Below are 17,047 nucleotides of genomic sequence, written 5' to 3' on the forward strand. Positions count from 1 at the left end.
TCGGCCATTAATGGGGCAGTGGAGCCAGTTGCTTGTTGCGGCGGAACTTCGCCTGCAGCCGGTCGAAGTAAAGGTAGACCACCGGGGTGGTGTACAGCGTCAGCAGTTGGCTCATCACCAGGCCGCCGGCGATGGTGATGCCGAGCGGCTGGCGCAGCTCCGCGCCGTCGCCGCGGGTCAGCACCAGCGGCAGCGCGCCGAACAACGCCGCCAGCGTGGTCATCATGATCGGCCGGAAACGCAGCAGGCTGGCCTGGAAAATCGCCTCGCGGGCGCTGATGCCGCCGTTGCGCTGCGATTCGAGCGCGAAGTCGACCATCATGATGGCGTTTTTCTTCACGATGCCGATCAACAGCATGATGCCGATCAGCGCGATCAGGCTGAACGGCGCGCCGAACAGCTCGAGCGCCAGCAGCGCCCCCACGCCGGCGGAAGGCAGCGTGGAAAGGATGGTCAGCGGATGGATATAGCTCTCGTACAGCACGCCGAGCACGATATACACCGTGGCGATCGCCGCCAGGATCAGGATCAGCTGCGACTTCAGGGTGTCCTGGAACACCTGGGCGGTGCCGGCGAACGCGCCGCGCACCGTAGACGGCACGCCGAGCTGAGTCATGGTGCGCTCGACCGCGGCGGTGGCGTCCGACAGGCTGCCGCCGTCCGGCAGGTTAAAGGAGACGGTCGAGGCGGCGGACAGCCCCTGATGGTTGACCGACAGCGGCGCGTTGGCCGGCCGCCAACTGGCGAAGTAGGAGAGCGGTATCGCTTTGCCTTCGTTGTTGATGATGAACATTTTGTCCAGCGAACTCACGTCCTGGGTGTAGGGTGGCGCCACTTCCATCACGACTTTGTATTGGTTGAGCGGTTGGTAGATGGTCGAAATCTGTCGCTGGCCGAAGGCGTTGTTCAACAGGTTGTTGGCGTCGGACACCGAAATGCCGAGGCGCGCCATGGTTTCGCGATCGTAGACCAGATCCATCTCCGAGCCTTTATCCTGCTGATCCGAGTTGACGTCCGCCAGCTCGGGCAATGCGGCCAGTGCGGTGCGGATCTTCGGCTCCCATTCGCGCAGCGCGGCGAGATCGTCCGCCAGCAACGTATATTGATAGCTGGCGTTGGCCTGCCGGCCGCCGACGCGGATATCCTGCACCGCCATCAGAAACAGGCTGGCGCCCGGTTCTTTGGCCAGGCGGGCGCGCAGGCGGGCGATCACTTTCTGCGCGTCGTCGCTGCGTACCGACAGGGGTTTCAGTGAGATGAACATCGAACCGCTGTTGGTGCGCGAACCGCCGGTAAAACCGGTGACGTTTTCCACGTCCGGATCTTCGCGCACGATTTTCATGAAGTCTTCCAGTTTGCCGCGCATCGCCTGGAACGAAATGCTTTGGTCGGCCTGGATAAAGCCCATCAGACGCCCGGTATCCTGTTCCGGGAAGAAGGTTTTCGGGATGCTGATATACAGCCAAACGTTGAGCGCAACGGTGGCGAGGAACACCGCCAGCACCCAGCGCGAGTGGCCGAGCACCCAGTTCAGCGAGCGCCCGTAGCCCTGCTGCAGCCCCAGCAGCATTTTACCGAAGCCGCGCGCCCGCCGCTGCGAACGCGGCGGCTGGTGGCGCAGCAGGTAGGCGCACATCATCGGCGTGAGCGTCAGCGAGACGATCAGCGACAGCCCGATCGACACCGACAGGGTGACGGCGAACTCGCGGAATAGCCGGCCGGGCAGGCCTTCCATCAGCAGCAGCGGGATAAACACCGCCACCAGCGAAACGCTCATCGACAGCACGGTGAAACCGACCTCCCGCGCGCCCAGCAGCGCGGCGTTGATCGGTTTCATGCCGGCCTCGACGTGGCGGGAAATGTTTTCCAGCACCACGATGGCGTCGTCCACCACAAAGCCGGTGGCGATGGTCAACGCCATCAGCGACAGGTTGTTGAGGCTGAACCCGCACAGATACATGGCGGCGAACGAGCCGATCAGCGACACCGGTACGGCGACCGCCGGGATCAGCGTGGCGCGCCCGGAGCGCAGGAAGATGAACACCACCAGGATCACCAGCCCGATGGCGATCGCCAGCGACTGCTCCACCTCGGCCAGCGACGCGCGGATGGTCGGCGAACGATCCTGCGCGACGTTGAGTTGAATCGAAGCCGGGATATTCTCCTGCAGGGCGGGCAGTTCGGCGCGAATGCGATCGACGGTTTCGATGATGTTGGCGTCCGGCGCGCGGCTGATGGCCAGAATGATCGCCGGTTTGGCGTCGGTCATCCCGGCGTTGCGCACGTCTTGCACCGAGTCTTTGACCTCGGCCACGTCGGCTAAACGCACCGCCGAGCCGTTGTTGTAATGAATGATCAGCGGACGATAAGCATCGGCGGTTTTCAGCGCGTCGTTGGCCTGGATCTGCCAGCGCTGTTGCGGGTTTTCCACGGCGCCCTGCGGGCGGCGCACGTTGGCGTTGGCGATGGCCTGCCGTACGGTGTCCAGCGACACGCCCTGATTGAACAACGCCGAAGGGTTCAGCTCCACCCGCACCGCCGGCAGCGAGCTGCCGCCGACGGAAACGTCGCCGACGCCCTCGGTCTGGCTGATCTTCTGCGCCAGCTGGGTGGAGGCGAAATCGTAAAGCTGCCCCTGACTGTAGGTGTCCGAGGTCAGCGTCAGGATCATGATCGGCGCGTCGGATGGGTTGACCTTGCGGTAGCTGGGGCGGCTCGGCATGCCGGTCGGCAGCAGGCTTTGCGCGGCGTTAATCGCCGCCTGCACGTCGCGCGCGGCGCCGTTGATGTCGCGATCGAGATCGAACTGCAAAATGACCCGGGTACTGCCGAGCGAGCTCATCGAGGTCATTTCGTTAACCCCGGCGATGCGGCCCAGCGCGCGCTCCAGCGGCGTCGCCACCGAAGACGCCATGGTTTCCGGCGAGGCGCCCGGCAGCGACGCGCTGATCGAAATCACCGGAAAATCCACCTGCGGCAGCGGCGACACCGGCAGCAGGCGAAAGCCGATCGCGCCGCTGATGGCGATGGCCAGCGTCAGCAGGGTGGTGGCCACCGGCCGGTGAATGAACAGGGCGAAGAATTTCACGGCAGCTCCTGCGTATCCGGCTGGCGATGCGTGTTGCGCGCCAGTTTGTCAAACAGCAGGTAGATCACCGGCGTGGTGAACAGCGTCAGGATCTGGCTCATGATCAAACCGCCGACCATACAGACGCCGAGCGGATGCCGCAGCTCCGCGCCGACGCCGGTGCTCAGCATCAGCGGCAGCGCGCCGAGCAGGGCCGCCAGCGTGGTCATCAGGATCGGCCTAAAACGCAGCAGGCAGGCCTGATAGATGGCGTCGCGCGGCGATAAGCCCTGCTCGCGTTCCGCCGCCAGCGCGAAGTCGATCATCATGATGGCGTTCTTCTTCACGATGCCGATCAGCAGGATGATGCCGATGATGGCGATCACGTCCAGCTCGCTGCCGGCCATCATCAGCGCGAGCAGCGCGCCGACCCCGGCGGTCGGCAGGGTGGAGAGGATGGTCACCGGGTGAATGAAACTTTCATACAGCACGCCCAGCACGATGTACATCGCCACTACCGCCGCCAAAATCAGCCACAGCGTGTTGCCGAGCGCCGCCTGGAAGGCCAGGGTCGCCCCCTGGAATTGGGTGGTGATGTCCCTTGGCATGTTGAGATTTTTTTCCGCCTGGGTGACCGCGTCCACCGCTTCGCCGAGCGAGTAGCCGTCGGCGACGTTGAACGAAACGGTGGCCGACGGGAACTGATCGAGATGGTTGACCGACAGCGGGCCGAAGCGCTCTTCGATTTTGGCGATGGCGCTCAGCGGCACTACGGCGCCGTCGTTGCCGCTCAGACGGATCTCATTGAGCGCCGCCAGCCCCGGTGTCGCGCTGACGTCGTGCTCCAGCACCACGCGGTATTGGTTGGCCTGGGTGTAGATGGTGGAGATCAGGCGCTGGCCGAACGCGTTGTACAGCGCATTGTCCACGTCGCTCATGGTGACGCCGAGGCGGGAGGCCGAATCGCGATCGACGTTGACGTAGGCCACCAGCCCCTGATCCTGCCAGTCGCTGGTGACGTCCGCCAACTGCGGGGTTTGTTTCAGCTCATCCATCAGCTGCGGCACCCACAGGCTGAGATCGTCCAGCGACATCGCCTGCAGGGTGAACTGGTACTGGGTGCGGCTGACCTGGGTATCGATGGTCAGATCCTGCACCGGCTGCAGGTACAGCTTCACGCCGGGGAACTGCGCCGTTTGCTGCTGCAGGCGGCTGATGATCGCCGGAATGCGGTCGCTGCGTTCGCTCAGCGGTTTCAGGTTGATCTGCAGCCGGCCGCTGTTGAGCGTGGCGTTGCTGCCGTCGACGCCGACGAACGAGGTCAGGCTTTCCACCGCCGGATCCTTGAGGATCTGCGCCGCGACCTGCTGCTGGCGCTCGGCCATGTTGCTGAACGAGACGCTCTGCGGCGCTTCCAGCGTGCCCTGAATGATGCCGTTGTCCTGCACCGGGAAGAAACCTTTCGGGATCAGCAGGTACAGCAGCACCGTCAGCGCCAGGGTGCCCACGGCCACACCGAGCGTCAGCCAGGGATGGTTAAGCACCGTTTTCAGCCACTGGCCGTAGCGCGCGATCACCCGCTCGAAAAAGCGTTCGGAGGCGGCAGAAAAACGGTTCTGCTTGCGCAGCGATTCGTGGCTGAGCATGCGCGCGCACATCATCGGCGTCAGCGTCAGCGACACCACGGCGGAGATCAAAATCGCTACCGCCAGCGTGACGGCGAACTCGCGGAACAGGCGGCCGACGATGTCGCCCATGAACAGCAACGGGATCAGCACCGCCACCAGCGAGAAGGTCAGCGAGATGATGGTGAAGCCGATCTCGCCGGCCCCTTTCAGCGCGGCGTCGAGCGGCTTTTCCCCTTTCTCGATGTAGCGCGAGATGTTCTCGATCACCACGATGGCGTCGTCCACCACGAAGCCGGTGGCGATGGTCAGCGCCATCAGCGTCAGGTTGTTGATGGAGAAGCCGAGGAAGTACATGGCGGCGAAGGTGCCCACCAGCGACAGCGGCACCGCCACGCTGGGGATAATGGTCGCCGGCACGTTGCGCAGGAACACGTAGATCACCATCACCACCAGCGCGACAGCCAGCAGCAGCTCGAACTGCACGTCGCTGACCGAGGCGCGGATGGTGGTGGTGCGATCGGTCAGCACCTTGACATCGACCGACTTGGGCAGGCTTTTAATCAGCGTCGGCAGCATTTCGCGGATGCTGTCGGCGGTGGTGATGACGTTGACGCCGGGCTGGCGTTGGATGTTCAGCACGATCGCCTGCTGCTGGTTGGCCCAGGCCGCCAGCCGGGTGTTTTCCGCCCCTTGTTCGATGGTGGCGATATCCTGCAGGCGGATCGCCGCGCCGTTCTGATAGGCGACGATCAGCTGGCGATAGTCGTCGGCGGATTTCATTTGGTCGTTGGCGGACAGGGTGACCGATCGGGTCGGGCCGTCAAGGCTGCCTTTCGCCGAGTTGACGTTGGCGTTGCTGATGGCGGCGCGGATGGTTTCGCTGTTCAGGCCATAGGCGGCGACCGCCGCGGCGTTTAATTTTACGCGCACCGCCGGGCGTTGGCCGCCGGCCAGGGTCACCAGGCCGACGCCGGTCACCTGAGAAATTTTTTGCGCCACGCGGGTTTCCACCATGTCTTCCACCTGCGTCATCGGCATGGCGGTGGAGGTTACGGCCAGCGTCAGGATCGGCGGATCGGCGGGGTTAACCTTGCTGTAAATCGGCGGGTAGGGCAGATCGTTCGGCAGCAGGTTGGTGGCGGCGTTGATCGCCGCCTGCACCTCCTGCTCCGCGACATCGAGCGGCAGCGTCAGCTGGAATTGCAGCGTCACCACCGAGGCGCCGCCGGCGCTTTGCGACGCCATTTGCTTCAGGCCGGACATCTGGCCGAACTGGCGTTCCAGCGGCGCGGTAATGGCGGAGGTGACCACGTCCGGGCTGGCGCCGGGGTATAGCGTCACCACCTGAATGGTGGGGTAATCCACTTCCGGCAACGCGGATACCGGCAGCGCGCGATAGCCGATAATCCCCGCCAGCAATATCGCCACCATCAGCAGCGTGGTGGCGACCGGGCGCAGAATAAACAGGCGGGACGGACCGCCGCCGGCGTTGGGAGGCATCACCTGCATCAGGACTTCCTCTGAACGTCAGGTTCGCGCTTGGCTTTTGACGTCGCAGGCGCGTCGTTCGGCGCGAGCACTTCCACCTGCATGCCTTCGGTCAGGCGATCGATGCCGTCGGTCACCACCCGATCGCCGGCGTTGAGGCCGGCGCTGATCACCACCTGCCGGCTGTCCTGCACGCCGGCGGTGACCCGATGTTTGCTGACCTTATTGTCTTCGCCGAGCGTCCAGACGAAGTTGCCTTCGTTGCCCATCTGCAGCGCGGCGGTTGGGATCACCACCGCATCGTGCAGGGTATCCACCTGCAGCCGCGCGTTGACAAACTGGTTGGGGAACAGCGCGTCATCTTCGTTGGCGAAACGCGCTTTCAGCTTGATGGTGCCGGTGGCGGTATCAATTTGGTTGTCCAGGCTCAGCAGCGAACCGGTCGTCAGCTTGTTCTGGTTGGTGCGATCCCAGGCTTCGACGCTCACCGGCCCGGCTTTTTGCGCCTTGAGCAGATCGGCGATGTTGCCTTCGGGCAGCGTGAACACCACGTCGATCGGGTGCGTCTGCGTGATCACCACCAGACCGGTGGTGCTGCCGCTGGTGACGTAGTTGCCGACGTCGACCAGTTTCAACCCGACGCGGCCGTCGATTGGCGCAGTGATGCGGCTGTAGGTGATCTGCAGTTTGGCACTGTCGACCGCGCCCTGATCGGCCTTGATGGCGCCTTCGGTTTGCTGCACCAGCGAGGCCTGCGTATCCAGCTCCTGACGGGAGACCAGATTGGTTTTCACCAATTGCTGATAGCGCGCCAGATCGCGCCGGGCGTTGGCCAGCGTGGCCTGATCTTTCGCCAACTGTCCCTGCGCCTGGGTCAGCTGCACCTGGAACGGCCGGGGATCGATCTCCGCCAGCAGATCGCCGGCTTTGACCTGCTGGCCTTCGGTAAAGTGGATCGCCATCAGTTGGCCATCGACCCGGCTGGTGACGGTCACGGTATTGGCGGCGGTGGCGGTGCCCAAGCCGGAAAGATAGCGCGGCACCGTCTGTTGCGTGGCCGTCGCCGCCTGCACCGGCGACATCGGCGCGCCGCGCCGCCCGCCCGCCGCGCGACCGGCCCCCGCTTTGCCGCCGGCCTGCTGCGCGCCCGGGGCCGTGCCGGCCGGCGGTTGAGCGGCGTTAAAATAACGCCAGGCGAAGACGGCGGCGATGACCAAGATGGCCGCAACCAGCAGGCGCGGCATCAGGGAACGGCGTTGGGGTTTTGCATTCATGGTGGTGAAAATTCTCTCCAAAAGGCAGGGGTGCGGGCACTCATTGCCACAAAAATGACACTCCTTACAGGATACTAGTTTAGCCAGCGGGGACGGCATAAAAATGAAGGAAATATGGAGGAACCGTCAGCATTGTCTTAATAAGTGGGTGATTTGAGCGTGCTATGTTTATAAGTGATTTGTTTCAGCTTATAGCCAATACGTTTTAACGGTTTCCTGCATTTGGCACTAATAATTAACAGGCAAATCATTTAACCCATGGAGCCTTTGTGATGAGCAAGAAACAACTGGGCCGTTCGGGCATTCAGGTGCCGGCGTTGACCTTTGGCGGCAACGTGTTCGGCTGGACGGCGGATCAAGCGACCTCGTTCAGCCTGCTGGATGCGCTGGTGGACAATCAGCTCAACTTTATCGATACCGCCGACGTTTATTCCAGCTGGGCGCCGGGCAACCGGGGCGGCGAATCGGAAACCGTCATCGGCGAATGGCTGAAGAAGAGCGGCAAGCGCGACCAGGTGATCATCGCCACCAAGGTGGGCAAACCGATGGGCGAAGGCAAACAGGGGCTGTCGCCGCGCTATATTCAGCAGGCGGTGGAGGATTCGCTGCGGCGCCTGCAAACCGATTATATCGATCTCTACCAGTCGCACGACGATGACCGCGATACGCCGCTGGAAGAGACGCTGGCGGCGTTCGATGCGCTGATCAAGGCCGGCAAGGTGCGGGCGATCGGCGCCTCCAACTATCAGGCGGATCGCCTGGAAGAAGCGCTGCGGGTGAGCGAGAACAACGGATTGGCGCGCTACGAAACCCTGCAGCCGGAATACAATCTGTATGCGCGCGAAGGGTATGAAGCAGAGCTGGAAGGCGTGGCGCAGCGCCACGGGCTCGGGGTGATCAATTTCTTCGCGCTGGCCAGCGGTTTTCTGACCGGCAAATACCGCAGCAAAGCGGACGAGGGCAAAAGCCAGCGCGGCGATCGCATCGTCGAACGCTACCTGAACCCGCGCGGTTTCCGCATTCTGGCAGCGCTGGATCAGGTGGCGGGCAAACACGGCAGCTCTCCGGCGCAGGTCTCGTTGGCCTGGCTGATTGCGCGTCCGAGCATCACCGCGCCGATCGTCAGCGCCACCTCGTTGCCGCAGCTGGATGAGTTGGTCAGCGCCACCCGCCTGACGCTGGATGCGGACGACATTCAGACGCTGAACCACGCCAGCGCTGAGTAAGAGCCGCCGGCGATTTTGCTCTATGCTGAAGGGGTCAATATGACTTATTCAGGAAACTGCAATGTCTGGCGATATCATCAACGACCTCGCGGCGCTGGAACAGCTTTACGGCAAGCCCGCCGCGCCCTCGGTTTTTAAAGAAGTCAGCTATATCCACCCGGCGTACCGTCCGTTTATCGAGGCGGCGCCGTTTGCCGCCCTCTCAACCGTCGGGCCGGACGGCATGGACGTCTCCCCGCGCGGCGATCCGGCCGGTTTTATCCAGATCGAAGACGAGAAAACCCTGCTGTTGCCGGACCGGCGCGGCAATAATCGCATCGATAGCCTGCGCAATATCCTGCACGATAACCGGGTGGCGCTGCTGTTGCTGATCCCCGGCATCGGCGAAACGCTGCGGATTAACGGGCGGGCGGAGATCGTGGTGACGCCGGCGGTGCTGCAGCGCTTCGCCCACCGCAACCAGCTGCCGCGTTCGGTGCTGCGCATTCGGGTGGAGGCGGTGTTCTTCCAGTGCAGCCGGGCGATCTTGCGTTCGGGGTTGTGGGAAGAGGGCCGCCGCCTCGAACGTTCGGCGCTGCCCAGCCCCGGCCAAATCTTGGCCGCGGTGAGCCAAACGCGCTTCGACGGTGAGGAGTACGACAACGCGCTGCCGCAGCGGCTGAAGGATACGCTGTATTAATCGCCGTGGCGTTCGCGCCACGTTTGCCGGTTAAGCCGGTACAAGACGTGCTTTTGCAGCGGATGTCCCGCCGGCAGGCGCGGGTGCAGGAAGGTTTCACCGTCGAAGCGCATACCGATGCGCGTCATCACCCGGCGCGACGGCTGGTTATCTTCGGCGGTGAAGGACACCACTTCCGGCAAGTGCAGCGTGTCGAAGGCGCACGCCAGCGCGGCGCGCGCCGCCTCAGCGGCGTAGCCGTTGCCCCAGTGAGCCGCCGCCAGCCGCCAGCCGATCTCCACGCAGGGGGAGCAAGGCAGATCGTCGCCCGGCCGCGCCAGCCCGACAAAGCCGATAAAAGGCGCGCCGCCTTTCACTTCCACCGCCCATAGCCCCCAACCCTGTTGTTGCATGAAGGCGCGGATGCGTTCGGCCTGCGCGCGGCTTTCCTCGGCCGTCATCGTCGCCGGGAAATAGCGCATCACCTGCGGATCGGCGTTAAGCGCGGCGAAGGCCGGCAGATCGTCGTCGCGCCAGGGGCGCAGCCGCAGCCTGGCGCTGTCGAGGGTAAGCAAGGTGGACATGATAGGGCCTCCAATAAACAAAGGCGCGGCGAGCCGCGCCCTTGGGCTGTCAACGGAACAGCGTTTGCGCCCAGCGCGCCAGCCCGGCGGTGACCGAGCCGAAGTCGTTACCGCCGACGATCGGAATGCCCGGCAGTTGCTGTTGCAGCGCGGCGCGCAGCAGCGGCGAACGCGCGCTGCCGCCGGTCAGGTAGATCACCTGCGGCGCGGTCTGGCTGCTGGCCAGCGCGGCGCTGACCTGCTCCTGAATGCGCATCAATGGCTGCGAGATGGCGTCGGCGAGCTGATCCTGGCTGATGCTCTCCGCCAGATCGGCCTGCACGAAATTGAGCGGCGCGCTGATGGCCGTTTGGCCGGACAGGGCGATCTTACTCTCTTCGGCCGCACGCACCAGTCGGTAGCTCAGGCGCTGCTGGTACACTTTCAGCAGGCGTTTCACCTTTTCCGGCTCCGCCGCGTCGAGGATCAGATCGCGCAGCACGCGGCCGTTGGCGGCGCTGTAGAAGTCGTTTTGCGCCGGCACGTCGTTGGTCGCCACCGCGTTCCAGTAAGGCAGCGCCGGCAGGGCGATGCCCTTCGCGGTTTCGCCGCCGAGGCCGAACAGCGGCATCAGCTGTTTGAAGGCCAGCATGATGTCCAGATCGTTACCGCCGACCCGGCAGCCGCTGTGGCCCAGCAGGCTCTGCTGGCGATCGGCGCGGTCGCGCCACTGCGGCCCCATCAGCAGCACTGAGCAGTCGGTGGTGCCGCCGCCGATGTCCACCACCAGCACGGTTTGCTCTTCGCTCAGCGTCGCCTCGAAGTCCAGCCCCGCCGCCACCGGCTCGAACTGGAATTCAATGTCCTTGAAACCGGCGCGTTCGGCGGCGCGCTGCAAAATGCCCTGCGCCTGCCGGTTGGCTTCGTCGCCGCCGATGCCCTGGAAGTTGATCGGCCTGCCGATCACCGCCTGATCGATGCCGGTTTGCAGCACGTTTTCCGCCTGGCGTTTGATGTGGAACATCATGGCGCACACCAGGTCTTCGAACAGCGCGATCTGCTGCGGCTTCAGGCCGTTGGCGCCGAGGAAGGATTTCGGCGAGCGCACGAAGTACACCTCTTCCGGATCTTCCATGTAGTGCGCCAGCGCCTGCAGACCGAACAGCACGCTGTCGCCGTTGACCGGAATGTCTTCTTCGCGGTTGTAACTGATGGCGCGGCGCAGCAACTGCTGGTTTTCTTCGCTGCCGGTCGGGATCTGCCAATGGCGGTGCAGGCATTCGCTCACCGCTTCGCGGGTCGGCGCGCACAGCATCGAAGGCAGATACGGCGCGTTGTTTTCCAGCGTCAACAGCTCGGGGCCGTGGTCGCGCATCACTGCAACGGAACAGTTGGCGGTCCCGTAATCGAATCCAATAAACATCTCTTTTTTGTCCCCATGCCAATGAAGGGGGGCGACTTTACCCGAGACGGGGCCGGCGGGCAATGCGCCAATGCGCGAGTGTCGAAAAATTTAGCGGGCGCGGCGGCGGCGTGCTTAACTTAATGTCCGAATTCCGCACGTCAGCACGCCAGCCGAGCCCCATAATGCAGAAAAAACCGACCCCGAGCGTTGCCATGAATACTCAACAGCAAGCGTTGTACGACGCGCTGCGCGCGCGTGACCGCAAATTCGACGGCCGTTTTTTCGTCGGCGTCTCTTCCACCGGCATCTATTGTCGCCCGGTGTGCAGCGCCCGCACGCCGAAGCTGGAAAACTGCACCTTTTATCCGAGCGCGGCGGCGGCAGAGTTGGCGGGATTTCGCCCCTGCCTCAAATGCCGACCGGAACTGGCGCCCGGCCTGGCGCTGATCGACCTGGGCAACCGCTATGCGCAGGTGGCGGTGCAGCTCATCGAGCAGGGCTATCTGTCTGAACACAGCTGCGAAGCGCTGGCGGCGCGGCTGGGCATTTCCGATCGCCATCTGCGGCGCATTTTCGCCGAACAGTTTGGCGCCTCACCGATCGATTACGCGCAGTCGCATCGGCTGCTGCAGGCCAAACGCCTGCTGGCGGACACCGATCTGCCGCTCAGCGAGGTGGCGTTCGCCGCCGGATTCGGCAGCCTGCGGCGTTTCAACGAGCTGTTCAAGGCGCGCTATCGCCTGATCCCGTCAGCGCTGCGCAGCGGCGGCGCGCGCGGTGAACGGGCCGCCGCCAGTGGGCTGGTGTTTCACCTGGGCTATCGGCCGCCCTATGACTGGGAGCGCATGCTGAATTTCTTGCAGGCGCGCGCCGTGCAGGGCGTGGAGCGGGTCGACGGACGCCGCTACCTGCGCTCGATCGCCGTCAGCCAGGGCGGCACGGAACACCGCGGCTGGGTCAGCGTGCAGCCGGAAGAAGCGCGCAATCGGGTTCGGGTAGAGATCGCGCCTGCGCTCAGTCTGGTGACGACGGAGGTGTTGCGCCGGGTGCGCCTGCTGTTTGATCTGGATGCCGCGCCGGATCGCATCAATGAGGCGCTGGGTTCGCTGGCGGCCGATGCGCCGGGATTGCGCCTGCCGGGCTGCGTGAACAGTTTCGAGCAGGCGGCGCGGGCGGTGCTGGGCCAGTTGGTCAGCGTAAAAATGGCGGCGACCTTCGCCGGGCGGATGGCTGAACGCTGGGGAGAAGCCCTGGCGACGCCGCATGAGGGCATCACCCATGTCTTCCCCACCGCAGAACGGGTGGCGCAGCTGCAGCCCGAAGAACTGCGCCCGCTCGGGGTGCAGCTGAAGCGCGCGGCGGCGCTGATCGAGATCGCCCGCGCGCTGGGCGAAGGGCGGCTGCAGCTCGATAACGTGCTGGATATCGAACAGGGCATCGAGGCGCTGACCGCGCTGCCGGGCATCGGCAGCTGGACCGCCAGCTATATCGCGATGCGCGCCTGGTCGTGGCCGGACGTGTTCCTGGCCGGCGATTACCTGATCAAACAGCGTTTTCCCGGCATGACGCCGCGCCAGATAGAACGCTACGCTGAACGTTGGCGCCCGTGGCGTTCTTACGCCACGCTGCATCTGTGGCACAACGGCGGCTGGGCGCCGGAAGGGGAGAGTTGAACGCAGAGCTAGCGAGGGGGGGCGATCAGCTGCAGCAGGCGGCTCATGCCCTCGCGCATCAGGAACGCCAGCAGCTTTTCCCGCTCGGCCGGCGTCAGGTGGTAGTAATACTCGATCCAGACCCGTATCGGATCCTGGCGTTTGACGTCGTAATCCGGATGGTCGGTTTCGCGCAACGCCGACAGGCTGCGCGCGCCGAACGGCAGACTGTCGATATGGTATTCCAGCGCTTTGCCCTGTACGCCGCTGCGGCGGCGGCTGACCCAGCCTTCACGCCGGGCCATCAAATTGACCCCTTGCGGAGTTGAAGGCAACCCCGCCTTACCCATCAGTTCCCTGGCGGAAAACCATTTCTTTTCCATAGTCCCTTATCCCTGAGCCATCACCTGCCGAGGAAAATCAACGGAAACGCTGATAGTCGCATGGGCGCTTCATCTTACTTAATCGTTTAAGCTTCAGGTGTTATTTATATCACTAATCTTGTCTTGGTTAATATCATGTAACGAACGAGATGCGAGGCGCCGCCCGGGAGACGGCGCCTGAGAGGGGGGAGAAGGTTAACGGATGCCGAAATAGCCGTCGTTGAGCAACACCGCCAGCGGCTGCTCCAGCGCCACCTGGTCGCCGTCCGCCAGATCGACGCCGATATCGCGCAGCGCCTGCAGCGTCACCGGCTGGTGAGCCGGCCCGGCGAAGGTCTGCGCTTTAATGCGATGCGCCGCGCCGTTGAGCATCGAGACCATCAGCTCGTCCATCTGGTTGCAGTGCACGTTGGTGATAAAGCGCTCATCGATACGAATGATGTCGATCTTCTGATCGCTGAGTTCATCGAACGCATTGATGTTATGTCCGAAGCCGTTGACGATCAGCCGGCAGCCCTGCTGCTGCAGTTCGCGGAGAAATGCCCGACACTGCGCGGCGTGCTCCAGTATCGCGGCCTCATCGACGCTGAACAGCAGCGCCTGCGGCGGCAGCGAGGAAGCGCGCACCGTTTCCGTCAGGTAGCGCTGGAAGTCGGCGCTCAGCAGGCTGTCGATGGCCAGCGGCAGCGCGAGCGACAGCCCTTTGCGTTTGATGTCGTCGGCATATTTCACCAGCAGTTGCGCCGCCGTCCAGCGGTCGATGTCCGGCATCAGGCCGTACAGCTGCGCGGCGGCGATGAACGCCTCGTGCGACAGCGGGCGGTCGTCCGGCGCCATCACCTGCAGTGTTACCTGGTGAAACGCGGCCGACAGCGGCGTCGCCGGCGGCGCGACCGCGTGAGTCAGCAGCCGCAGTTGCCCCTCGCTGATGATCGTCTGCACTTCCTGCAGGCTCAGCACCTCGTGCTGCCGCTCCAGCAGCTGTTTCTGCCGCGTTTCGTACAGATAAACCTGGCCGCGCCCCTGGTGCTTGGCGGTGTAGCAGGCGATATCGGCCTGCGCCAGCAGTTCGCTGCTTTTGGCGTCGGCGCTGATGCGTGTGATGCCGGCGCTGGCGCCGACGCGGTAAATCTTCCCTTCCCAGTAGAACGGGTGCTGGCTGATTTGATTAACCACTTGCTGCACCAGCGATTTGGCCTGTTCCAGCCGGCAGTCGTACAGGATCAGACCGAACTCGTCGCCGCCCAGCCGGGCCAGGCAATCGCTATGGCGCAGCTGATGCCGCATCAGCTGGGCGATGTCCCGCAGCAGGGCATCGCCCGCCGCATGGCCGGCGGTGTCGTTCACCGCCTTGAACCGATCCAGATCGAGGAACACCAGCGAATGCGGCGACGACGGTTCCCCGCCGGCGACGATCGCCGCTTTCAGCTGTTTCTCGAAGCGGGTGCGGTTCGGCAATCCGGTCAGCGCATCGTGCGAGGCGCTGTAGCTGAGTTTTTTCATCAGTTCGCGCGAGGCGGTGACGTCCTGCAGCACCATCACCGCACCCATGGTTTCCCCGTCGAGGGTTTTCAGCGGTGAGACCGACTGCTGTACGTCGAAATAACGCCCGTCGCGGCTGTGCAGCACCAGCGCATAATCCGCCGGCCATTGCCGTGGGTATTGCGTGAGGTTTTCGATTTCCGGGCCGTCTTTGCCGTTGGTCAGGCGCACCACGCCGGCGACGGGCATGCCGATCGCCAGGTCGAGCGGCCAGCCGCACATCTGTTCCGCCACCGGATTCATAAAGGTGATGCGCTGGTGGCTGTCGGTGGAGATCACCCCTTCGCCGATGGCGTCGAGGGTGATGTGCAGGCGCTCTTTCTCTTCGTGCAGCGCCTCGGCGAGGCTCTTGAGTTCGGTCATGTCGATATTGGTGCCGATCAGGCGCAGCGGGCGGCCTTGGTCGTCGAGGATCACGTTGCCCTGGCCGCGGATATGGCGCAGTTTGCCGCTGCGCGTGATGATGCGAAATTCCATGATGAATGGCCGCGGCTGCGCCAGGATCTCGGCCAGCTCGCGATCGGTGCGCTCGCGATCTTCCGGCACCAGCAGGGTGCGCCACAACGCCAGCGTCGGCGTTTGGTCGGGGGTGAGATCGTAGAGTTCGAACATGCGCTGATCCCAGGTGAAGTTTTCCTGGCTCATCACCCATTCCCAGATGCCGACGCCGCCCACCTGGTTGGCCAGCGTGATGCGCTCCACCAACCGGTTGTTCTCCGCCTCGCTGCGCTTAAGGTCGCTGATGTCCTCCACCTGAGAGATGAAGTACAACGGCCGGCCTTCGCCGTCGCGCACCAGCGAGACCGCCAGCAGCGCCCAGACTGTCTGGCCGTCGCTGCGGATATAGCGCTTTTCCATGGTGTAGCTGCTGATATGGCCGTCGAGCAGTTCGTGCAGTTGGGTCAGGTCGGCGTTCAGATCGTCCGGGTGAGTGATCTCTTGAAAGGTCAGGCGATAAAGTCTTTCGGGCGGATAGCCGAGCAGCTTGCACAGCGCCTGGTTAACCTGCAGCCATTTGCCCTCCGGCGACACCAGCGCCATACCGATGGCGGAATACTCCAGCGCGCTGCGAAAGCGGCTTTCGCTCTCGACGATATGTTGCTTTTCCACCCGGAAGGTGTGCATCACCATCGCCATGGCGTGCGCCGGGATCAGGATCAGCAACATCGGCAGATAGAGGCCGAGTTCACCCAGGAAAGTGTGCTGGGAAGACTGAAGGCGCAGCAGGCCCAGCGACAGCAGGACGGTGATCAGCAGGAGAGTGCAGAAACAGACGGTGAAGGTTTCGAAGCGCGACAGGGCGATAGCCGCCCACAGCAGCGGCAGGATGACGAAGGTAAAGGGGAAGGGCAGATGCGTCAGCGCCAGATAGCTGAAGGCCAGCGAGCCCATCAGGGTCAACAGCAGCGGATACGGATTCAGCCCGGCCAACAGACGGCGGTGATAGGTGAGCCCGAGCGGCGCCAGCGACAGCACCCCTATCGCCTCAGAGATGAACCAGGTGCCGAACGATTGCCAAAACGTCTGGTTCGGCGTGGGGGTCAGTCCGGCGGCCAGCAGCGCGCTGAACAACGGGGTAAAGATCACCGCGCAGACCACGAAGCGCAGCCAACAGCCCAGATCGCTCAGCGGATCGATCGCCGGCAGCGTGCGGCGCAGCAGCAGAGCGCACACTGCCGCTTCCAGCAGGTTGATGGCGGCCAGCTTGACGGGAATGGCGCTGAGGCCGAACAGCAGGAAGCTGGCGAGCACGATGCCTGTGCCGCTGGCCAGCAGCGGCAAACCCCAATGACGCGGGGGATGGCGATACAACACGGCGATCGCGGCGGCGGTCGGGAACCACAGCGGCGTGAAGTGATGAGCCTCACTGGATAACGACAGGCTCAGCAAGGCGAGCAAAAATGTCGCCAGCGCCACGAACAGAGAATGTGTCAGCATAACGCCTTTGTGTGTGCCGAACGCGTTCGGCGCGCTGATATCCATAGACATCCTTACCGATGACCTCTGCCAGTGATTGGATTCATGACGTGGATGAATCAAGATGATTTATTGAAAAAGGGTAGTACAGCGCGGGAGGAAAACCTACCGGGAGGGCCGACTTTACTGCGTTAGCGCAAACCCGGCGACAGAATGACGAAAAAGCCGGCGCGGGGCCGGCTTT

At 63.7% G+C, this 17,047-nt stretch carries 10 protein-coding genes; 3 read left to right on the forward strand and 7 right to left on the reverse strand.

Translation table 11 applies throughout. The features are described from left to right. Positions 1-7: 7 nt before the first annotated feature. From mdtC to JL05_RS10565, 3 genes are read right to left on the reverse strand one after another with little or no spacing between them, the layout of a single operon-like run. The gene (gene mdtC / locus JL05_RS10555) at positions 8-3,088 is read right to left on the reverse strand and encodes a multidrug efflux RND transporter permease subunit MdtC (RefSeq protein WP_033632385.1); all 3,081 of its coding nucleotides are present in this window, start codon (positions 3,086-3,088) and stop codon (positions 8-10) included. Continuing rightward, positions 3,085-6,204 carry an MdtB/MuxB family multidrug efflux RND transporter permease subunit gene (locus JL05_RS10560; RefSeq protein ID WP_033632386.1) on the reverse strand — a complete coding sequence of 1,040 codons (3,120 nt, stop codon included), beginning with the start codon at positions 6,202-6,204 and terminating at the stop codon, positions 3,085-3,087. Before JL05_RS10560 ends, mdtC begins: the two co-directional genes overlap by 4 nt. Then, the gene (locus tag JL05_RS10565; RefSeq protein ID WP_033632387.1) at positions 6,204-7,457 is read right to left on the reverse strand and encodes an MdtA/MuxA family multidrug efflux RND transporter periplasmic adaptor subunit; all 1,254 of its coding nucleotides are present in this window, start codon (positions 7,455-7,457) and stop codon (positions 6,204-6,206) included. Before JL05_RS10565 ends, JL05_RS10560 begins: the two co-directional genes overlap by 1 nt. Positions 7,458-7,729: 272 nt before the next feature. Between JL05_RS10565 and JL05_RS10570 the strand changes: the two genes are divergently transcribed. After that, positions 7,730-8,683 (forward strand): aldo/keto reductase, encoded by a 954-nt coding sequence (locus JL05_RS10570; RefSeq protein WP_033632388.1) that lies wholly within the window; start codon positions 7,730-7,732, stop codon positions 8,681-8,683. A gap of 61 nt (positions 8,684-8,744) precedes the next feature. After that, entirely contained in the window at positions 8,745-9,362 is a 618-nt protein-coding gene (locus JL05_RS10575; protein WP_033632389.1) for a pyridoxamine 5'-phosphate oxidase family protein, read from the forward strand. On the opposite strand, the gene JL05_RS10580 is transcribed toward JL05_RS10575, so the two are convergent. Then, positions 9,359-9,925 (reverse strand): GNAT family N-acetyltransferase, encoded by a 567-nt coding sequence (locus tag JL05_RS10580; protein ID WP_033632390.1) that lies wholly within the window; start codon positions 9,923-9,925, stop codon positions 9,359-9,361. The genes JL05_RS10575 and JL05_RS10580 overlap by 4 nt on opposite strands. A 49-nt stretch (positions 9,926-9,974) precedes the next feature. Next, positions 9,975-11,327: a molecular chaperone gene (gene yegD, locus JL05_RS10585; RefSeq protein ID WP_033632391.1), complete on the reverse strand. Its 1,353-nt coding sequence runs from the start codon at positions 11,325-11,327 to the stop codon at positions 9,975-9,977. Between the two features lie 164 nt (positions 11,328-11,491). On the opposite strand from yegD, the gene alkA reads away from it, so the two are divergent. After that, the gene (gene alkA, locus JL05_RS10590; protein ID WP_033632393.1) at positions 11,492-12,982 is read left to right on the forward strand and encodes a DNA-3-methyladenine glycosylase 2; all 1,491 of its coding nucleotides are present in this window, start codon (positions 11,492-11,494) and stop codon (positions 12,980-12,982) included. 8 nt (positions 12,983-12,990) lie between these two features. Here alkA and JL05_RS10595 read toward each other — a convergent pair whose 3' ends face one another. After that, positions 12,991-13,344 (reverse strand): DNA-binding protein, encoded by a 354-nt coding sequence (locus JL05_RS10595; protein ID WP_033632394.1) that lies wholly within the window; start codon positions 13,342-13,344, stop codon positions 12,991-12,993. Between the two features lie 195 nt (positions 13,345-13,539). After that, positions 13,540-16,869, reverse strand: coding sequence for a diguanylate cyclase (locus JL05_RS10600; RefSeq protein ID WP_033632395.1), 3,330 nt, complete (start codon positions 16,867-16,869; stop codon positions 13,540-13,542). Between the last annotated feature and the right edge of the window lie 178 nt (positions 16,870-17,047).

The organism is Serratia nematodiphila DZ0503SBS1 (assembly GCF_000738675.1).
Taxonomy (GTDB): Bacteria; Pseudomonadota; Gammaproteobacteria; order Enterobacterales; family Enterobacteriaceae; genus Serratia; species Serratia nematodiphila.

Coding starts and splice junctions, on each gene's coding strand:
- yegD (WP_033632391.1), bottom strand. CDS start 11,327: ATGTTTATTGGATTCGATTACGGGACCGCCAACTGTTCCGTTGCAGTG.
- JL05_RS10575 (WP_033632389.1), top strand. CDS start 8,745: ATGTCTGGCGATATCATCAACGACCTCGCGGCGCTGGAACAGCTTTAC.
- JL05_RS10570 (WP_033632388.1), top strand. CDS start 7,730: ATGAGCAAGAAACAACTGGGCCGTTCGGGCATTCAGGTGCCGGCGTTG.
- JL05_RS10580 (WP_033632390.1), bottom strand. CDS start 9,925: ATGTCCACCTTGCTTACCCTCGACAGCGCCAGGCTGCGGCTGCGCCCC.
- JL05_RS10600 (WP_033632395.1), bottom strand. CDS start 16,869: ATGGATATCAGCGCGCCGAACGCGTTCGGCACACACAAAGGCGTTATG.
- JL05_RS10595 (WP_033632394.1), bottom strand. CDS start 13,344: ATGGAAAAGAAATGGTTTTCCGCCAGGGAACTGATGGGTAAGGCGGGG.
- JL05_RS10560 (WP_033632386.1), bottom strand. CDS start 6,204: ATGCAGGTGATGCCTCCCAACGCCGGCGGCGGTCCGTCCCGCCTGTTT.
- alkA (WP_033632393.1), top strand. CDS start 11,492: ATGCAGAAAAAACCGACCCCGAGCGTTGCCATGAATACTCAACAGCAA.
- JL05_RS10565 (WP_033632387.1), bottom strand. CDS start 7,457: ATGAATGCAAAACCCCAACGCCGTTCCCTGATGCCGCGCCTGCTGGTT.